We start from the raw sequence: 18,762 nt of genomic DNA, 5'->3' as shown, positions 1-18,762 counted from the left end.
CGGTCACTGATCTATTCCCCGAGACGACCCCGGTTGCCACGCGTCCTCCGACTGGACGCGTGGCAATCGCATTGTGTTCAGAGACCCCGAATCATCGTGCCGGTCGAAGATGCGCCCGGACGACCATCCCTCTCCCCCGCACCGAGGCCCCGCGTTGCCCCGCCCAGTCCGGATTGAAGTGGTCTGCCGCGATCCCGGCTCCGGCGCGCGTCTCGGCATCCTCCACACACCGCACGGCAGCCTGGAAACCCCCGCGTTCATGCCGGTCGGCACCCAGGGGACGGTCAAAGGTCTGACCCCGGACCAGCTGATTGAAACCGGCAGCCGGATGGTCCTGGCCAACACCTATCACCTGGCCCTCCGCCCCGGCGAGGCCGTCATCCAGACCCTCGGCGGCCTGCACTCCTTCATGGACTGGCAAGGGCCGATCCTCACCGATTCGGGCGGATTCCAGGCGTTCAGCCTCTCGGCGCGGTCGAAGCTCACCGAGGAAGGCGTCGCCTTCCGGTCGCACCTCGATGGCAGCCTCCTGGACCTCACGCCGGAACGCGCCGTCACGATCCAGGAGGCCCTCGGCGCCGACGTCGCCATGTGCCTGGATCACTGCCCCGCGCTCCCCGCGGCGAAGTCCGCCGTGGCCGACGCCACCGGGCGCACTGTCCGCTGGGCACGTCGCTGCAAGGACGCCCACACCCGCACCGACCAGTCCCTGTTCGCAATCGTCCAGGGGGGGTCTCACGAGGACCTTCGCGCCGGCTGCGCCGAGGCCCTGGTGGAGATGGACTTCGACGGTTATGCCGTCGGCGGGGTCAGCGTCGGCGAGACCCGTGACGAGGTCCGGGCCGCCCTCAGGGCCAGCACGCACCACTTGCCCGACGACCGGCCTCGCTACCTGATGGGGGTTGGCCGGCCACAGGACATGCTCGACGCCATCGAGACCGGCATCGACCTGTTCGACTGCGTGCTCCCCACCCGCAACGGCCGCAACGCGACTTGCCTGACCTCCGCCGGCCCCGTCAAGCTGCGCAACGCCGTGCACAAGCTCGATCCCGGGCCCATCGAGGTTGGCTGCGACTGCCTGGCCTGTCGCCGGTTCAGCCGGGGCTATCTCCGCCACCTGTTCAACGCGGGCGAGATGCTCGGGCCGATCCTGGCGTCGATTCACAACCTCAGTTACATCCACCGGCTAATGGCGCAAGCCCGCAAAGCGATCCGCGCGGGGACGTATGTCCCATTCAAGCTGGAAATCCTGGACGTTCTCGGGCCCTAGACGTTACAGTGCTCCGTGAGGCCGGGCCGGACGGCCCGCCGGCACCCTCGACCACCGCTATGAATGCCCGACCGACGGATGGATGATATGCTCGGCCCGCTCGACCTTGTGATGCTTTTCGCCCAAGCCCAGGCGGCCCCCGCCCCGCAGGCCCCCAGCGGGAATCCCCTGGTAAACCTGCTGCCCCTCCTGCCGATGCTGCCCATCTTCTACCTGGTGCTCATCCGCCCCCAGCAACAGGCGGCCAAGAAGCTCAGGGCGACGGTCGACGCGCTGAAGCCCAGGGACAAGGTCATCACCAACATGGGCCTCTACGGCACCGTCGTCTCCATCGACAAGGCGGCCGACAAGGTCGTGCTTCGGGTCGACGATGACAACAAGATGCGCCTGACATTCAGCCGCGGCAGCATCGCCCGCGTGGTCGAAGCCGCCGAGTGAGCCCGTATCCGGGCGACCCTCGACGCAGGTCGACGCCCCGGCGCAGACGCCGGCAGCGGCCCTCGACCCTCCCGATTCAATCCACTACGCCGTGACTCTCCCCCCCGATTGATCGGGGCAAACCAGGTTGCCGACCCGCCGCCGCCGGCCCGCGGCCCATGGCGATGGACGCAGGAATCACGATGAAGAACTTCACCCAGAAATTCACGCTGATCGGCGGCTTGACCGCCCTGTTCCTGCTGTTCATCTACGTCTACGGCCTGAAGCCGGGCATCGACCTGTCGGGCGGAACCATCCTCGTCTACGAGGTCAACAACGACTCCGGCAAGTCGAACGCCAACATCGATGACCTGATCACCGCCCTGAAGCGGCGCATCAACCCCGATGGCGTCCTCGACCGGCCGATTCGCAAGATCGGCAGCAACCGGATCGAGCTGATCCTGTCCGAGGCCTCCGACGACGAGGTCGAGGACGTCAAGCGGAAGATGACCGACGTCGGCTCGCTCGAATTCCGGATCCTCGCCAACCGCTACGACGCCCGCGCTCAGGCCATCGCCAAGCGTGCCTACGAGCCCGGCGCCATCCTGAAGCCCCCCGCCGGCCACACCTGGGCCAAGCTCGGCGAGACCATCACCGGCACGGCCCCGGTCAGCAACTCCGGCGGCACCACGCTCACCGACGCCTCCCAGCGTTGGACCAAGAACGCCTATGTCGGGCTTCCCGTCGAGATCACGGGCAAGGACGCCGCCGGCCTGGATCGCACCGTCGCGCCGCTGATCAAGGAGAACACCGCCGACTCCCTGACGCTTGAGACTCCCCACGGGCTGGCCAGCGTTGCCTCCTACAAGATCGAGAAGAGCCCGAGCAACATCGGCACGCCGCCGAAGGACTCGACCCGCCAGGCCGACCCCATCGTCCGCGAGGAGACCGTCGCCCCCGGCCGCGTCGAGCGTTACATCCTCTGCCAGCTCCCCCCCGAGCGGCAGAACGTCACCGGCCAGTATCTCGCCCGGGTGTATAGCACCCAGGACGAGAAGATGCAGCCAGCCGTCGGCTTCGTCTTCGACCGCGCCGGTGCCCGAAAGTTCGGTTCGCTGACCAGCAGCCACCTCCCCAAGGAGGGGGGCGCGTTCCACTATCAGCTCGCCATCCTTCTCGACAACGTCGTCATGTCCGCGCCTCAGATCAACTCGGAGATCCGCGAGACGGGCGTCATCGAGGGGGGCGGACAAGGCTTCCGCGCCAAGGAGGTCGACAACCTCGTCGAGATCCTCCGGTCGGGCAGCCTGCCGGCCAGCCTCAATCCCAACCCGCTCCAGGAAGAGAAGATCGGGCCGACCCTGGGTGAAGACACCATCGCCAAGGGGATCTTCGCCATCGAGCTGTCGATGCTCGTCGTCCCCCTGTTCATGATCGCCTACTACCGCTTCGCCGGCCTCGTCGCCGTCGTCGCGCTCGTATTGAACATGGTCCTCCTGCTCGGCTCGATGGCCCTCTTCCGCGCCACGTTCACCCTCCCCGGCCTCGCGGGATTGGCCCTGACCATCGGCATGGCCGTCGATGCCAATGTGCTCATCTTCGAACGCATGAGGGAAGAGGCGGAGCGAGGGGCCGGGCTTGCCCAGCAGATCCGCAACGGCTTCTCCCGTGCCTGGACGACCATCCTCGACGCCAACATCACGACGATGCTCTCCGGCTTCGTCCTCTACTTCGTCGGCACCGAGGAAGTCAAAGGCTTCGCCCTGACCCTCATCATCGGACTGATCTGGAACCTGTTCACCGCCGTCTACGTCTCGCGGGTCATCTTCGACTTCTGCTACTCGAAGGGCTACATCCGCAAGCTGACGATGATGAAGATGATGGACAAGACCAACATCGACTTCATCCGCTACCGTCGCGCCTGCATGGTCGGCTCGACCATCGTCATCGCCGTCGGCCTGGCCCTGGTCTACATGCGTGGCAACACCATGTATAACATCGACTTCACCGGCGGAACCCTGGTCACCATCCGCCTGAACCCAGAAGACCCCGAGGTCCGCGACCTCACCGGCTCCCGCCGCGCCGAGTTCGTCCGCGAGAAGGCCGCGGGCCTACCCGACGTCACCGTCGAGACCCTCAACATCGGCGGCGAGAAGGCCGGCCTTCGGTACAACATCCGCACCACCGAGCAGGATGTCGCGGTCGTCTCCGCCAAGATCCAGGACGCCTTCAAGGGCGCCCTCCGCAAGATCGTCATGACCCTCTCCGAGCCCGCTCCCATCGCCACGGCCCCCGCCCCCGTGGCCGGCACCACCCCGGCACCGGCCTCACGCTTCGCGGGCGGTCGCCAGTACACCCTGACGTTCAACAGCGAGCAGCCCCCGAGCCGGATTGCCTCGGCCTTCGAGCAGAGCCTCAACGCCGCCAAGGTCATCAACCCGACCTCCAGGTTCGAGGTCGTCAACCCGAAGGCGACCGCCGGCTCGCCCGACCTCTCCTCGACCACCCTGGTCGTCCGCACCGACCTCGAGCCCGAAGTCGCCGGTGCCCAGCTCAAGGCCCTCGCCGCCCAGATCCAGTCCAACCCGAACCTGCTTTACGAACGACTCGAGAAGTTCGGCGCGGTGGTCGCCGGCGAGACCAAGCAGCTCGCCGTCATCGCCACGATCGCGAGCTGGCTCATCATCGCCGCCTACCTCTGGCTCCGGTTCAAGTCGCTCACTTACGGCTTGGCGGCCATCATCGCCGTCGTCCACGACGTCCTGTTCACCCTGGGCGCCGTCGCGGCCAGCTACTGGCTCTCCCGGATCCCCGGCTTCCAGCAGTACCTCGGCATCGAGCCGTTCAAGATCGACCTGCCGATGATCGCGGCGTTCCTCACGCTCATCGGGTTCTCGGTCAATGACACCATCGTCATCTTCGACCGGATCCGCGAGATCCGCGGCAAGACGCCGGTCCTCACCGCCGCGATGATCAACGAGGCCGTCAACCAGACCCTCAGCCGGACCATCCTGACCTCGCTGACGGCCTGGCTGGTCGTGGTGATCCTCTACGCCTTCGGCGGCGAAGGCCTCCACGGCTTCGCCTTCTCGCTGGTCGTCGGCTTCCTCAGCGGAACCTACTCGACCATCTACATCGCCGCCCCGATTCTGGTCGACTGGATCGGCGAGAAACCCGCCGAGGCCGCCGCCCGCGAGCTGGCCGCCGCAACCAAGGCCCGCTGAGCCGCCTTCAGGCTCCCTCGATCCCGGACCCAAAACGGCCGCCCGTCCCCTCGATCATGAGGAGACGGGCGGCCGTTCGTATGACCTGCGATGGCTGATCGTGCCTTTCAGAATCACTCGCGCAGAATTCGACCGGCCGCCACCACCTCGACCCCGCCGCGCACGCCCAGCCGCAAACAACCGTCCGCGTCGATCCCCAGGCCGATCCCCTCCGTCAGACGCCCCGCTCGCTCAACCCGGACCGGACAACCCGCCAGCGTGTCCAGCCGATTCCAGGCCTCGGCGAGCCAGGCATCCGACGTCGTCAGCCCGTTCACGGCCCGCTCAACTTCCTCGCAAACCCAGCCTGCCGCCCGACCAGGCGCATCCTCTCCCAGCGAGCCGCCTGCTAGCCCCGCCAGCGAATCGGCCATCCCTCGAATGTCGTCGGTGGCACTGGCGAAGTCCGTCGTGACGTTCAGGCCCACCCCGACGAGCAGCACCCCGCCGGCTCGTTCGGTGAGGATCCCCCCCACCTTCCGGCCCCCGGCCTCCAGATCATTGGGCCACCTGACGCCGATTTGCCCCGCCAGCGCGGGGATCTCACGCCCGATGCGCAAGGCCAGGCAGGCGGCCGTTGCCAGGGCCACCCTCGGCTCCTGCGATTCTCGAAGGCCGGACGCCCCCGGATCAAGGGCCACCGTCAGGGCCAGGCTCCCGGAGTCCGACCACCAGGCCCGGCCCGCCTGCCCCCTGCCGCTCGTCTGTCGCAGGGCGCGCACCGCAAACGGCAGCGTCATCCCGCCCGAGGCCGCCAGCAAGGCCGCCTCGTCGTTGGTCGAACCCGCCTCGTCCCGCACGATCAGGCGGATGGCCCTGACTCCTTGGGCGGGGTCGTCGGGTCGATGATCTCGTGCAAGCCCAGCTGCGTCGCCAGCATTAGGGACAGCAAAAACCAGGTCAGGCCGAGCAGATACCCTGCCAGCACGTCCGTCGGGTAATGCGCCCCCAACCAGACCCGACTGCCAGCCACTAGCAGCGTCGCCAGCAGGCAGCTGAGCACGGCCGTCCAGCGAGCAAGCACGTACCGTTTGGGAATCAAACGCAGCAGGGCCATCGTGCAGAAGCCAAACGCCAGTGCAGCGAAGTTCGCGTGCCCACTGGGGAAGCTATATGTTGTCTCATCGACTAATCGCATGAGCGAGGGAGGCCGCTCACGCTTCAACACCTGCTTGATCCCCGAGCAGAGCAGTCGCCCGACCAGGATCGCGCCTAGCCAGTAGCTCGCCTCTCTCAACCGGAATCGGACATAGCCCGCCTGCGCCAGCGTATACCAGGTTGCAAACGTCGCCATCACGATCACCGTCGCGACGCTCGTATTGCCGACCACCGTGATCAGGTGGGCAAGATCCGTCACCAGAGGCCAGTCCGCACGATAGTCGCGCAGCCAGGCCGTGGCACCCCGGTCCATCGGCACCAACTGAGGCTGACTCGCCTGGTCCGTCAGAAGGCCGAATGCCACGGCCATCGCCAGGCAGTCGGCCAGAACCAGCACGTAGAGTCGCCGGCGCCAGTTCGCCGGCGCCCCATCGGCTTGTGTCCGCATCCGACGATCCTCAATCTCCCGGGCCGTCCCGGATCAGGCCCCGGCACCCAGGTCGAACGCCTCGGTCAACGCTTCGATCGCACGCGGCCCGCTCGCCGCGTCGGTCGCCACGTTAATCCGGACCTCGCTGGTATTGATCAGATTAATGTTGATCCCCCGCTCCGCGAGGGCCCCGAACATCCGCGTGGCCACCCCCGTGTGCGTCCGCATCCCGACGCCGATGACCGAAAGCTTGGCGATGGAGGGCTCCACCTGGACCCGCCCCTCGGCCTCGGCCCGCACCGCGTCGGCGGCCCGCTCGGCCTGCTGCGACGGGACCGTGAATGAGAGGTGCGTCAGGCCGTCGAACCCGGCGTCCTGAACGATCATGTCGACGAAGACGCCCGCGTCGGCGATCCGGTCGAATACCCCGGCGGCGAACCCGGGGCGGTCGGGCACGTCACGCAGCGTGATCCGCGCCTGGCGGTCGTCCAGCTCCACGCCGCTGACCACCACGTCTTCCATCCCGGCGAGCATACGCCCATCGGAGCCCTTGGCATTCTCCGTCGGCTGCGCCTTGGTATGGGCCCGGCCCGAAGTCGGCGGCACCTCGCTGATCCCCGGCAGATCGGCCGCCTCGCGCTCCAGCTGGAACGCCGCGTGCACCACCTTCAGGGCCCTCGGCCCCGACGCACGGTCCACCAGCACGCTCACCTTGATCTCGCTGGTGGTGATCATCTGAATATTCACGCCCTCGCGGGCCAGCGCCGCGAACATCTCTCGGGCGACGCCTGTGTGCGTCCGCATCCCCAGCCCGACGATGCTCACCTTCGACACCTGGGCGTCGTGCGTCACACCGGTCGCGCCCACCGCCTTCGCGGCAATCTCTGCCACGCGCAAGGTGTCCGCCAGATCGCCGCTGGCCACGGTGAAGCTGACCACGGTCACGCCGGCCGTCGCCGCGTTCTGGACGATCATGTCGACGACGATGTTCGACTCGGCGATCGTCCTGAAGATCGCATGCACCACGCCAGGCCGGTCGGGCACGCCCGTCAGAGTGATCCGCGCCTCGTCCTTGGCCAGCGCCGCGCCGGTGACGTGCACCCCCAGCCGCCGCGCGTCGCCCTCGCCCACGATCCAGGTGCCCGGGGCGTCGGTGAAGCTGCTCCGCACGTGGATCGGCACGCCGTACTTCTTGGCGAATTCGATCGACCGCGAGTGCATCACCCCCGCGCCCAGGCTGGCCAGCTCCAGCATCTCATCGAAGCTGATCCGGTCGACCCGCCGCGCCTCGGGCACGATGCGCGGGTCGGTCGTATAAACGCCGTCCACGTCGGTATAGATCTCGCAAGCGTCGGCACCCAGCACGGCCGCCAGGGCCACCGCCGTCGTGTCCGACCCGCCGCGACCCAGGGTCGTGATGTTGTACTGCTCGTCGACCCCCTGGAACCCCGCGACGATCACGACCTTCCCCTCATCCAGCGCCTGCACCATTCGCTCTGTCGAGATGTTCTTGATCCGCGCCTTCGTATGAAAACTATCCGTGACGATGCCGATCTGGGCCCCGGTGAAGCTGATCGCCGGCACTCCGAGCGCCTGCACGGCGATCGCCATCAGCGCCACGCTCACCTGCTCGCCGGTGGACAGCAGCATGTCCATCTCGCGCGAGGCCGGCGTCTGGTCGATCTCGCGGGCCATCGCCACCAGCTCGTCGGTCGTCTTTCCCCGCGCCGAGACGACCACGACAACCTTGTTCCCCGCGCGGTGGGCGCGGATCGCCCGCCGGGCTGCCGCCAGGATCTTGCTCGCGTCGGCGACGCTCGTCCCGCCAAACTTCTGCACGATGAGAGGCAACGTCGAAGCTCCGAACCAAGAACCAACGCCCGGCGACGCAAACCGCCCACCCGGCGACCAATCCAACCCTCAGACGAGCCGGGGCGACCACCCCGGCGGCCTCGTCACCCTTCCAGGAACCGATCCATGAGCCGGAACCCTTGTTCCAGCAGTGGCCCGCCGGCCGCCTCCGCAGCCACCTCGTCGTACGTCCCACCGCTGGCCGGCAGTCCCGTCCCGGCCATCGCCCAGGGCACAGGCGCCCGGTCGTGCGCCCGAGTGCTCAGCAGCGTCGCGTGATCGGGCGAGACCAGGATCCGATAATCGCCGTACGCCTCGAGCGCCTTGCGAACCGGCCCGACAATGTCCGCGTCGATCCGCTCCAGGGCCTCGACCTTCGCGTCCACACGCCCCTCGTGGCTCGCCTCGTCGGGCGCCTCGACGTGGACGCAGACCAGGTCGTGAGTCTTCAGGGTCTCGATCGCCGCCCGCCCCTTGGCCGCGTAATCGGTGTCCAGGTACCCCGTTGCGCCGGGCACGTCCACGCGCGTCCAGCCCGCGAGAATTCCGACGCCGAAGACCAGGTCCACGGCCGACAGGATCGCCCCCTTCAGCCCGCGCAACTGCTCGAACGGCACCAGCACCGGGGCCTTCCCCTGACCCCAGAGCCAGATCGCATTCGCGGGCCTCTTGCCCGCCGCCTCGCGTGCCCGGTTCACCCGATGGTCGACGACCACCGACATTCCCGCCCGCATCAGCTCATTGAGCAAGGCCGAGCCAGGCCCCGTCGGCAAGTGATCCGCCGCGAGCTGGTCGGGCACGTCATGCGGGGGCGTGGTCTTTGTCTCGGGCCCGAACGGGCAATCGTCGGGACCGCCACGGTAGACCATCAGGTTCCGATAGCTCACTCCGGGGTGGAACTCGATCGCATCCCGGCCCACCGTCGCCTGAAGGGCCGCGATCAGCTCCTTCCCCTCCTCACTCGTGATATGCCCCGCCGTGAAGTCGGTCATCCGGCCGTCATTGATCGTCATCAGGTTGCAGCGGATCGCCCAGTCATACGGCCCGAGCTTCACCCCCATCGCCGCGGCTTCCAGCGGAGCCCGCCCGGTATAGACCTCCTCGGGGTCATATCCAAACAGGCTCAGGGTCGCCACGTCGCTGGCCGGGTTGAACCGATCAGGCACATTCCGCGACCGACCGAGCACCCCCTCTCGCGCAATCCGGTCCATCTCCGGAATCCGCGCCGCCTGGAGCGGAGTCTTCCCCCCCAACGAAGCCTGAGGCGCATCGGCCGCACCGTCTGGGATCACGATCAGATACTTCCTGGACATCGGCGGCCTCGACCGGTTCGTCGCAACTCAGAGGGCCACTCCCGGGCCCCTCTGCAGCCCCAAGATTCTACTGCAAACCCGCCCGGAAGTCCGAAACCTCGCCAGCGCTCCATCCGACTTCAACCGTTCATGATCCAGCAGACCTACAGGCACCACTTGCCAATCCCGCCTGCGACGTTCGATTCCGCGTCCAGAACTCCGCAAACAAGAACGGCTGAAAATTCGTATCGCTTCCCGAATTTGCGAACTCCAACCTTGAGCTTCCCGTTTTTGCGAAGTAAATTCATTGGATCGGCCGAGTTTTGAACGAGGTCGTACGGTGAAGCGAGACGGCGATGGGCCAAGGCCAGCAGCACATCATCAGCCGTAAGCTCTTACGTGAGTTCGCCGACTTACACCCCGAAGATCCGTCGCTCCCCGAAGCCCTCGACGAGTGGTTCAAGAAAGTTCGCAACGCACGCTGGCGGACCTTCAGCGACATCCGTACATCGTATGCCCACGCTGATCTTGTCGGTGGCCTGGTCGTCTTCAATCTCGGCGGCAACAAATACCGGATCGTTGCGAGGGTTTTCTACACCACGGGCAAAGTGTACATCCGGGCGGTGATGACCCATCGCGAGTACGATCGAGGTCGATGGATGGAACTCTGAGGTGTGGTCTCTTCGAGGAGGGAAATCGTGACGACCAGGGCTCGAAAGCTGCCGGCCGCGGACCAGGATTATCTGGCACTCGTGCACGAGCACCCGCTCCTGGCGATCGGCACGGATGACGACCACGATCGTTCGATTGCAATGATGAACCGATTGATCGATATCCCTCAGCACACCCCCGGCCAGGCCGCCTACATGGAGACGCTCGGCGTTTTGATCGAGGCACACGAGACCGACCTGTACGGCGAGCCCGAGGTCTCTCCCGCCCGCATGCTCGCGTCGCTGATCGAGAGCAAGGGCGTCACGCAGGCCGTGGTGGCCCGCGGTACCGGGGTCAGCGACACGACGATCTCGGAAATCCTCGCGGGCCGGCGAGAGCCCAGCCGCTCGGTGATGCGGGCCCTGGGCGCATACTTCGGGGTGAACCCCGGGATTTTCCTTTAGCGAACGGAACCGATCGAATCAATCCTCGACACCAAGGCAGACGCTCGGGGAATGCACCACGTCGAGCCGGTCGATTTCCGCCAGGGCATCTTCGACACTCGCTCGAACGGCCATGTGGGTCATCACCACCAGGGGGACCGCTCCGCTGGGCGGGACGTCCTCGCCGGGGTCGTGCTGGATCACGCTGGCGATGCTGATCCCGTGGTCGCCCAGAACCCGGGTCAGGGCGGCAATCACGCCTGGGCGGTCGGCGATGCTGAAGCGGAGGTAGTACTTGCTCCGGATCTGCTCGGGGCCGACGAGCTTGGTCGCGGGGGCATCGGCGGGCCAGAGGTCGAGGGCGCGGAAGGTCAGGGCCGCGCGGCCGGTCGCCACGTCGATCAGGTCGCCCACGATCGCCGAGGCCGTCGGCATCATCCCCGCGCCTCGGCCGCAGAAGAGGGTGTCGCCCACCGAATCGCCGATCACTCGGATCGCGTTATAGGGCCCGCTCACCTCGGCCAGCGGGGTCCCCTTCTTCACCAGGGTCGGCGCCACCCGCAATTCCAGGCCGCTTTCCCAGAGCTTGCCATGGGCCAGCAGCTTGACGGTATAGCCCAGCTCGCCCGCGTACCGGATGTCGTCGGCCTGTAGCTTGTCGATCCCCTCGCGCAGGATCTGGTCGGTTGTCACGCCCGCCCCGAACGCGATCTGTGCCAGCACGGCCAGCTTGTGTGCGGTGTCGGTGCCGTCGACGTCCATGGCCGGGTCGGCCTCGGCAAACCCCTGGACCTGGGCTTCGGCCAGGGCCGTTTCGTAGGCCAGACCTTCGCGGATCATCTTGCTGAGGATGAAGTTACACGTTCCGTTGACGATCGCCGCGAGCGCCGTGATCCGGTTGGCCGCCAGCCCGACGCCGAGGGCCTGGATGATCGGAATACCGCCTCCGACGCTCGCCTCGAACGCCACCGCGCGCCCGGCCGCCCTGGCCGCCGCGAAGACCTCGGGGCCGTGGTCGGCCAGCATCGCCTTGTTGGCCGTCACCACGTCCTTGCCGTTGGCCAGCGCCCGGAGCACCAATGAGAGCGCCGGATCGGTCCCCCCCATCGCCTCCACGATCACGTCGACCTCGGGGTCGTCGACCACCCGACGGGGGTCATCCGTCAGCGTCAACGAGCTCGGGAAGTCGGGACGGGCCTTCCCCAGGTCGCGAACCGAAGCCACCTTGAGCGCGATCCGCGGTCCACGCCGGCCGGCGAACACCCCCTCTTCACGCGTCAGGATCCTGGCCACCCCCGAGCCGACCGTCCCCAGACCGAGCAGACCCACCGTCAACCGTTCCATTGAAATCACCCGTCCCAGCAAAACCGGCCGATCGACTCAGGGCAGCCACGCCCGCCCCCGGACGACCTCGTCCGGGCCCCGACGCGGACCGCTCCCGGCTGCCATGATAGTGGACTCGGGCCTCGAAACCGACCCCCAATCGCCCCCGTGGTCGATTCGGGCCGGGGCCTCCGACTCTCCCCGGGGTCGAGGTCGAAGCCCGGCGGGCGTCCTCAGCCGACTGAAGGCTGGGCCAGCGCAGCCGCGTGTGCCGCGATCGGGGCGATGCCGGTGCAGACGGTGAGCTCGCCTGAGATCGACTTGTCGTAGTGGTAATCGCCCATGGCGCGGAAGAAGACGTCCGCCCGCTTCTGACCGTGAAGCTCGATCGCGATCGTCTTCACGTGGTCGAGCCAGCCCCAGTCCTTCGCGAAGACGACCTCCTCGGACCCCTCGATGTCGACCTTGAGCAGGTCGATCGTCGAGGCTCCGGAGCGCTCCAGGATCGCCGGGATGCTCGTCGCGAACAGATCCGCAGGCTCGCCCGGGGCGGCCTCCTTCACCTGGATTCCCCACTCGAAATCACGCCCCTCGGGGCGGACCAGCTTCAGGTTGGTCTCGTGCGACCAGACCCCCGCGCGGATCACCTCCACACGCGAGCCATAGGGGGCGAGGTTCTTGCGGCAGACCTCCAGATTGTCCGGGTCCGGCTCGATGGCGATCACTCGCGCATTGGGGAATTTATTGAGCATGAAGACGGACGTATATCCGACGTTGGCGCCACAATCGACGATCAGACGCACCTGATCGCGGTCGATGCCCATGTCGAAGTCGTACTCTTTCATCACGAAGAGCTGATAGAAGACGTGGAGGTCGGACGTGCCGACTCGCATCCAGATTGGGTGGGCGTATCCCTTGATCTGAATCCGGACCGGCTCTCGGCTCGTCGCGATCCATTTCTTCGCGGCCAGGTACTCTTGGACTTTCGCGACACGAAAGCGGAAGGCGGCCCGAAGGCCCACCGCGTTGACATAAAGGGCCAGCCTCGAGAGGTATTTCATGCGAATCAGACCCCCATGATCAGGCCCCTCCGCCGTCGTGCGACGCTCCGGGCCCCGAATTGATTCCGACTTATCGAAGACCTCGGAAGCTCGGCCATTACTGCATGTCTGGGCGCCCGATACAAGTTTCATGACCGTCCCGTCGCGAAATGCCCGCCCACGCGACCACTCGCCTATCCACGCTCACATCATCGAGCCTGCGAGCCAAAAAGGCGATCGATCTCCGACCATCACCACCTCGACGTCCCTCACGATGCGTCGACTCTTCCGATCGACGGCGAAACCGACGGTCGGCCGCCCCCCGATGATGTCGAATCGCCGCCATCGCTCACGCCACGATCACCCAAAAACGCGGCCGACCCGGTGAATGCGCGCAGCCCTGCCGAGATCAAGATCTCGCCCGATACGGTGAAATAGCACTGAAACCGCCCGACGTGTCCAAGCAGCGGGATGTCTTCCATCGATTCCTGAAAAGGGGCAGAAATCGGCTCATTTTTCAGGATCGTACTTAGTGGGGCTCACGCATTCCCCCCAACCAACGGTGCCACAACGCCTGTCGAGGCAAGGACTTCAGCAATGAGCAAAACCACTTGAAACACAACGATTCAACAAGTCGAATTATTAAACAAAGTCCAAACATTCAAGCGGAGTCAATGCTCCGAATCTCAACACTCGCAGCGAAATCGCCAAAAAAAGTAGATATAACGCCAAATAAAGAGAAGCCTGAACATCTCCGACCGGGCTCGAGCCCCGGGGACCCGGACCGCCCAAATCGAGATGACGAAACGAACCCGGCGCGGCGCAAGTCGAGACCGTAGGACCTCTTGAACTGGCCCGATCGCCGGATCCATCGCCGCCATCGAACCGAGGCTCGTTCTCGATTTGGCCACGCAACAGGCGTTTGCAGGCCTTCGACGCCAGACTCAGGGCCGGGCGCCCGGGCGGCCGTGCCTGGGATAGGACCAGGGGCCGACATGCTCGGATAACCATCGATCGTAGATGCTCACGCCGCGGTGGTCCTTGTCGTTCGACCCATCACCGCCGATCTCCGGATTCGGCCCGGTCCCCCCCGCGCCGGTGATCCCCTCGACGAAGGCGCTGCGGAAGATCAAGGCCGCATCGTCACGACCGAGGAACGTAGACCACTCCCGATCCATCGCCTCGCGGTGGAACGCGTTGAAGACCCCCTCGTTTCCGGGCGAGTCGTACTCGGCGGCGATCGCCTTCACCTTGAACCCACTTCCAGTCAGGTCATCCCCATCCTCGAAGAGTCGAAGCGACCCTGGCGAAGCACCATCCTCGAGTTTCGACCGACCGTGAGGGCAGATGCCCGCCAAAACCCCGGGTGCGGTCGCTTGGAACCAGCCCAGCAGCCTGGCTCGCTTCGATGCCCCGTCGGGCTCTCGCAGAATCTCGTGGTGGGCCGACTCGGGGTGTCCATGCCCGTGCAACAGATCGACAAAGACGTTTTGAAGTCGGCGGCCGGCGAAGAATCGCCCCGCTTCCTCCACCGCCCTTCGGATCGCTGGCTCGTCTCGCAGTGTCTGGACCTTTCCGGGCTGAAGGATGTCAACCGCCACGACCATGCCCCTCCGGTCAGCCTCTCGAATCAACGTCTCGAGCCGGTCGGCGTATTCGGGCTTCAGCGAACCGTCGGCACGGAAGGCATTCGGCCCGGCGTCGGGATTCGGGAAGCCCCCCTCGGTGCCTTGCAGGCTCACCGCGATCAGGTTGATGCCGTGCCGGTTCATCGCGTCGAGGCTGCGGATGTGCCGCTCGGTCACCGCCGCGCTCATCAGCGCGTTGCCGCAGCGGATCCCCCAGAGCTTGACCGGCTCCCCGCCCAGATAGGCCCGGTCGCCCCGGACTTCGAACACCCTGGTCGTCGTCGCGACCTTCACAGGCTCCGGTTGAAATGGCGTATGACGGGGGTACTCATATCGCCCGACGTGGTCGCGCACCCACTCATAGTAGAAGCGGATGCCACGGTCGTCGGGGCCCGTCCCCATCCCGCCCATCTCGGCGTGAGGCGCCGTGCCGCTGACGTTGGAAATGCCCTGAGTGAAGGCGCTATGAAAGAGCATGACCGCATGCGGCGACTTCAGATACTTGGCGAACTCGGCGTCCATGAACGCCCTGTGACCCGCGTTGAAACGACCGTCATTTTCGTAGGAATCCTGCTTCTGGATCTCGACGTTGACGACGAACCCGGAGTCAGGGATCGGCATCTCTTTCTGGATGATCCGCACGTCCATGCCGGGGTAGGTGTCGGCCGTCCCGGTGTCTTCCGCCGGGCAGACGCCCACCTCGACGTCATGCGCCACCTCCTTGAACCAGGCCGTCAGCCTCGCCTTTTTGGCCTGACCCTCCGGCTCCCTGAAGATCTCGTGGTCGATCCGGTCGGGGTGGTTGTATTCGTGCATGATGTCGACAAATACATTCTTGAGCCCGTTCTTGTGCAGGAACTCGCCCGCCTCCCGGAGTGCCCGCTTGATCGCCGCCTCGTCGTGAAAGAATTGATCCTTGCGTGGCGAGAACAGGCCTACCATCACCACCATGCCTCGCCTGTCCGCCTCGCGCACGAGCAAGGCCAAGCGACCGGCCACGGCGGGCTTCAACGACCCGTCACGATGGAAACCGTTCAGCCCGGCGTCGAAATTCGGATAACCGCCGTTCGACCCTTGGAGGTAGAGGCCCAGCAAATTCACCCCGTGGGCCGCCATGTTGTCGAGGTTGTTGACATGTCGTTCCGTCACCGCATCGCTATAGAGCGCATTGCCATAACGGATCCCCCAGAGATCGATCGGCTCCCCGCCCAGGAACGGCCGGTCGCCCCGGATCTCGAACTCACGCGTCGGATGCGGCTGGGCCCTCGCCGGTCCGACCAGCGCATGCGAAGCCAACCAGAGAAACAGCAAGCGGCTGAGTCGATTGCACATCGTCGAAGACCCTCGCCCGGATAGTCGGCCCAATCGAGGCCAAGCTAACGGGCGGATCTCGACGGTTCAAGACAGTTGTCAGAGCCCGAAGAAATTCGGCACGGGCTTACTGGATGACGGCGAGCTGCCCGCGCGTCACGCCATACTGGTTGGACGCCTTGAGGGCCCTCCAGAGCGTCCTGGCGTCGCGTTGCCCGGTCAAGGCACCGCGGTAGAGGCCCAGGATCCGGCCCACCCCGGCTGCGTCGTCGTCGACGAATTCGACCCGGACGCGACGGACGCCCAGCGACAGGAGCTTCGGCAGGAACTCGGCGGCGGTCTGCGGCACGGCGTTGAACAAGGTGTTGCGGCAGCCCACGTCGGCTTTCAAAGGGTGCTCGACCCCCGTCCGATCCCTCAGCTTGACCTCATGATCGTCGCAGGGCCGGCCGCAATTCGTCTTGTCGGTGCCGGGGGAGAGGAACGCGCAGAAGGCGCAGAACTCCATGTGGAACATGGGAATCTGCTGGTGGATCACCACTTCCAGCCAGTCGGGCGGGGTCACGCGAAGCAGGTCCACCAGTTGCTCGACACTGAGGTCGTAGGATGCCGTGACCCTCTGGGTGCCCCGGCCCATTAAGTAGGCGACCGTCAATTCGTTGGACGCGTTCAGCGAGAAATCTGCGACGTAGGGGATCTCATTCTCGACGCAAAAGGCCATGCCGCCGGCATTGCGGACGAGCAGCCCGTCGGCCCCTTGCTTGGCTAGATAGCGGAAGATGGGCGCCTCGCCCGGTTTCTCGATCCGGGGCGTGGCCAGGTAGACCGGTACCCCAGCTTGCTTGGCCGCGGCGATCGAGGGCTGATATCCCTTGATCTCCTGGAAATCGAGATAGAGCCCCTCGACGCCCGCCGCGATCGAGGCCTCGACCTGAATGTGGGTCCGGCAGAGGGCATACAGGTCGGCCGGAACACGGGCACCCGCCTTAACTTCCGGCATTGAGGGCCGTAGCTGTCCCAGCACGGACCGTTCGGCGATGGCCCGTTCGGGCGCCCTGCCCGCCTCGGCATCGAGTCTCACGATGAGGTCACGCCTCAGGCCGTTGAGCAGGCTCTTGGGGACCATCGGCTGGCCTTCCAGGCGGACGTCCATCTCCCTCAGCTCGTAGGTTGTCCCGCCCATCCGACCGAGCTGCTCGGCTAGCATCTCCTCGGTCGCGGGATGGCGATCGGCCGCTTCGAGCGGTGCGTCCGACTCGACCCTGGCCACAACGCCCGACTCGGTCCGGGCTTCCAGTTTCAGGGGTTGCCCGACGGTCGCCTCGACGCGGAGGTCGACGGGCATCAGGCGGTGGGGCGGGCCCTCGTAGGTCTTGCGGATCCGGCGGGTCAGCTCGGGGTCGTCGGTCTTCCAGACCCGCTGTCCGACGCTCAGGCGAGCAAGGTCAAGGTCCCGGGCACCGAAGGCTAGGTCGGCCGGGCCGGCACATAGTTCGCCGGCATCGGTCGGCTTCTGGCCCCGGATCGGCGGCCGGGTCACCCCGTAAATTCGGCCCCCTTGCTCAGGGACGTTGGCGTCTGCATCGCCGTCGAAGACCAGGCCGTCGCCGTTCTTGACCGGTGCGGCCAGGTCGATACGCACCCGATCACCACGCACAGAGGCGACCTTGCCGACGAAGATCCCGCGTTTCTTGGCGTGGTCGCCGCGCACGATGAGCTTGTGGTCGTTGCCGTCGAAAAACCCGTGACTGAAGCCCCTGGAGAAGGAAAGCTCCATCTCCTGGACCTCGCGAGGCTGGAACTCGACCGGCTCGCCGGCCCAGGCGGCGTCGATCGCCCGCCGGTAATGGCGGGAAATATTGGCGACGTATTCAGGCGCCTTCAGCCGCCCCTCGATCTTCAGGCTGGCGACCCCCAGCTCGATCAGTTGAGGGATCAGGTCGTATGCCGCTAGGTCTTGCGGGCTGAGCAGATATTGGATCGGGCCGAGGTCGCGGGTCTCGCCATCGCAGACGACCTCGTAAGGCATCCGGCAGGCCTGGGCACACTCACCCCGGTTGGCCGATCGGCCCCCGAGTGCCTCGCTGGTCAGGCACTGGCCGGAATAGGCGACGCAGAGGGCTCCGTGGACGAAGACCTCGACGGGCAGGTCGGCCGTCCGACGGATCTGGCCGATCTCGTCGAGCGACAGCTCGCGGGCCAGGATCACGCGAGTGCAGCCCAGCTCGCGGGCCAGGGCCACCCCCTCAGCGCTGGTGACCGACATCTGGGTCGAGGCGTGGATGTCCAGGTCGGGGCAGATCGCCCGGATCATCCGGGCCACGCCCAAGTCCTGGACGATGACGGCGTCGACGCCGGCCGCTGCGACCTGGCGGATTGAGGTCTCGAGCGCCTCCAGCTCGGAGGGGAAGGCCAGCGTATTCAACGCGACGTAGCCGCGGACCCCCCTGCGATGCAGGAAGGCCATGACCTCGGTCAGGTCGGCATCGTCGAAATTGACCGCCCTGGCCCGCGCGTTGTGTCCCTTCAGCCCGAAATAGACCGCATCGGCGCCATTCTCGACGGCGGCGACCATGCAGGCCCGGTCTCCCGCGGGGGCGAGGAGTTCGGGTTTCAGTCGGCCCCGTCCGGGCCGAACTTCGGTCGCTGTCTCGGTCGAGGCCACGTCTGCGGTCGCCAAAGTCATTCCCCTGCTCCCCGGATGGGGGCCAGCCTCGTCGGATCAAGCATTCCGGACCATCCCAT

Annotated in this window: 13 protein-coding genes; 5 read left to right on the top strand and 8 right to left on the bottom strand. The window is 66.2% G+C overall.

The annotated features are described in order from the left end of the window. The first annotated feature begins 154 nt into the window (after positions 1-154). The 3 genes from tgt (at position 155) to secD (ending at position 4,911) form a co-directional block, all read left to right on the top strand. On the top strand, positions 155-1,270 hold the full coding sequence (tgt, locus tag EP7_RS05480) for a tRNA guanosine(34) transglycosylase Tgt (protein ID WP_463526614.1): 1,116 nt from the start codon (positions 155-157) through the stop codon (positions 1,268-1,270). Between the two features lie 63 nt (positions 1,271-1,333). After that, on the top strand, positions 1,334-1,708 hold the full coding sequence (yajC, locus tag EP7_RS05475) for a preprotein translocase subunit YajC (RefSeq protein WP_463526612.1): 375 nt from the start codon (positions 1,334-1,336) through the stop codon (positions 1,706-1,708). 182 nt (positions 1,709-1,890) lie between these two features. Beyond that, the gene (secD, locus tag EP7_RS05470) at positions 1,891-4,911 is read left to right on the top strand and encodes a protein translocase subunit SecD (RefSeq protein ID WP_463526610.1); all 3,021 of its coding nucleotides are present in this window, start codon (positions 1,891-1,893) and stop codon (positions 4,909-4,911) included. Between the two features lie 113 nt (positions 4,912-5,024). Here the strand turns inward: secD and EP7_RS05465 are convergent, their stop codons facing one another. The 4 genes from EP7_RS05465 to EP7_RS05450 all read right to left on the bottom strand — a co-directional run bounded on the left by EP7_RS05465 (position 5,025) and on the right by EP7_RS05450 (position 9,642). Further along, a complete protein-coding gene (locus EP7_RS05465) occupies positions 5,025-5,750 on the bottom strand; it encodes a biotin--[acetyl-CoA-carboxylase] ligase (RefSeq protein WP_463526608.1) in 726 nt (241 codons plus the stop codon). Positions 5,751-5,752: 2 nt separating this feature from the next. Then, a complete protein-coding gene (locus EP7_RS05460; RefSeq protein WP_463526606.1) occupies positions 5,753-6,496 on the bottom strand; it encodes a phosphatase PAP2 family protein in 744 nt (247 codons plus the stop codon). 33 nt (positions 6,497-6,529) lie between these two features. Next, entirely contained in the window at positions 6,530-8,329 is a 1,800-nt protein-coding gene (locus tag EP7_RS05455; protein ID WP_463526604.1) for an aspartate kinase, read from the bottom strand. Positions 8,330-8,433: 104 nt separating this feature from the next. Next, on the bottom strand, positions 8,434-9,642 hold the full coding sequence (locus EP7_RS05450) for a cofactor-independent phosphoglycerate mutase (RefSeq protein ID WP_463526602.1): 1,209 nt from the start codon (positions 9,640-9,642) through the stop codon (positions 8,434-8,436). Positions 9,643-9,977: 335 nt separating this feature from the next. Between EP7_RS05450 and EP7_RS05445 the strand changes: the two genes are divergently transcribed. Further along, positions 9,978-10,292 carry a type II toxin-antitoxin system HigB family toxin gene (locus tag EP7_RS05445; protein WP_463526600.1) on the top strand — a complete coding sequence of 105 codons (315 nt, stop codon included), beginning with the start codon at positions 9,978-9,980 and terminating at the stop codon, positions 10,290-10,292. 27 nt (positions 10,293-10,319) lie between these two features. Next, positions 10,320-10,736 (top strand): helix-turn-helix domain-containing protein, encoded by a 417-nt coding sequence (locus EP7_RS05440; RefSeq protein WP_463526598.1) that lies wholly within the window; start codon positions 10,320-10,322, stop codon positions 10,734-10,736. Positions 10,737-10,754: 18 nt separating this feature from the next. Here the strand turns inward: EP7_RS05440 and EP7_RS05435 are convergent, their stop codons facing one another. The 4 genes from EP7_RS05435 to EP7_RS05420 all read right to left on the bottom strand — a co-directional run bounded on the left by EP7_RS05435 (position 10,755) and on the right by EP7_RS05420 (position 18,703). Further along, positions 10,755-12,059: a homoserine dehydrogenase gene (locus EP7_RS05435; protein ID WP_463526596.1), complete on the bottom strand. Its 1,305-nt coding sequence runs from the start codon at positions 12,057-12,059 to the stop codon at positions 10,755-10,757. A 212-nt stretch (positions 12,060-12,271) separates the two neighbouring features. Next, the gene (locus tag EP7_RS05430; protein ID WP_463526594.1) at positions 12,272-13,099 is read right to left on the bottom strand and encodes an FkbM family methyltransferase; all 828 of its coding nucleotides are present in this window, start codon (positions 13,097-13,099) and stop codon (positions 12,272-12,274) included. A gap of 923 nt (positions 13,100-14,022) precedes the next feature. Further along, positions 14,023-16,038 (bottom strand): hypothetical protein, encoded by a 2,016-nt coding sequence (locus EP7_RS05425; protein WP_463526592.1) that lies wholly within the window; start codon positions 16,036-16,038, stop codon positions 14,023-14,025. Positions 16,039-16,144: 106 nt separating this feature from the next. Beyond that, complete coding sequence (locus tag EP7_RS05420) at positions 16,145-18,703, bottom strand: U32 family peptidase (protein WP_463526590.1); 2,559 nt, start codon at positions 18,701-18,703, stop codon at positions 16,145-16,147. Between the last annotated feature and the right edge of the window lie 59 nt (positions 18,704-18,762).

It is taken from the genome of Isosphaeraceae bacterium EP7 (genome assembly GCA_038400315.1).
Lineage (GTDB): Bacteria > Planctomycetota > Planctomycetia > Isosphaerales > Isosphaeraceae > EP7.
The sequence above is the reverse complement of the archived record's forward strand: the minus strand, read 5'-3'. Positions and strand labels throughout refer to the sequence as shown.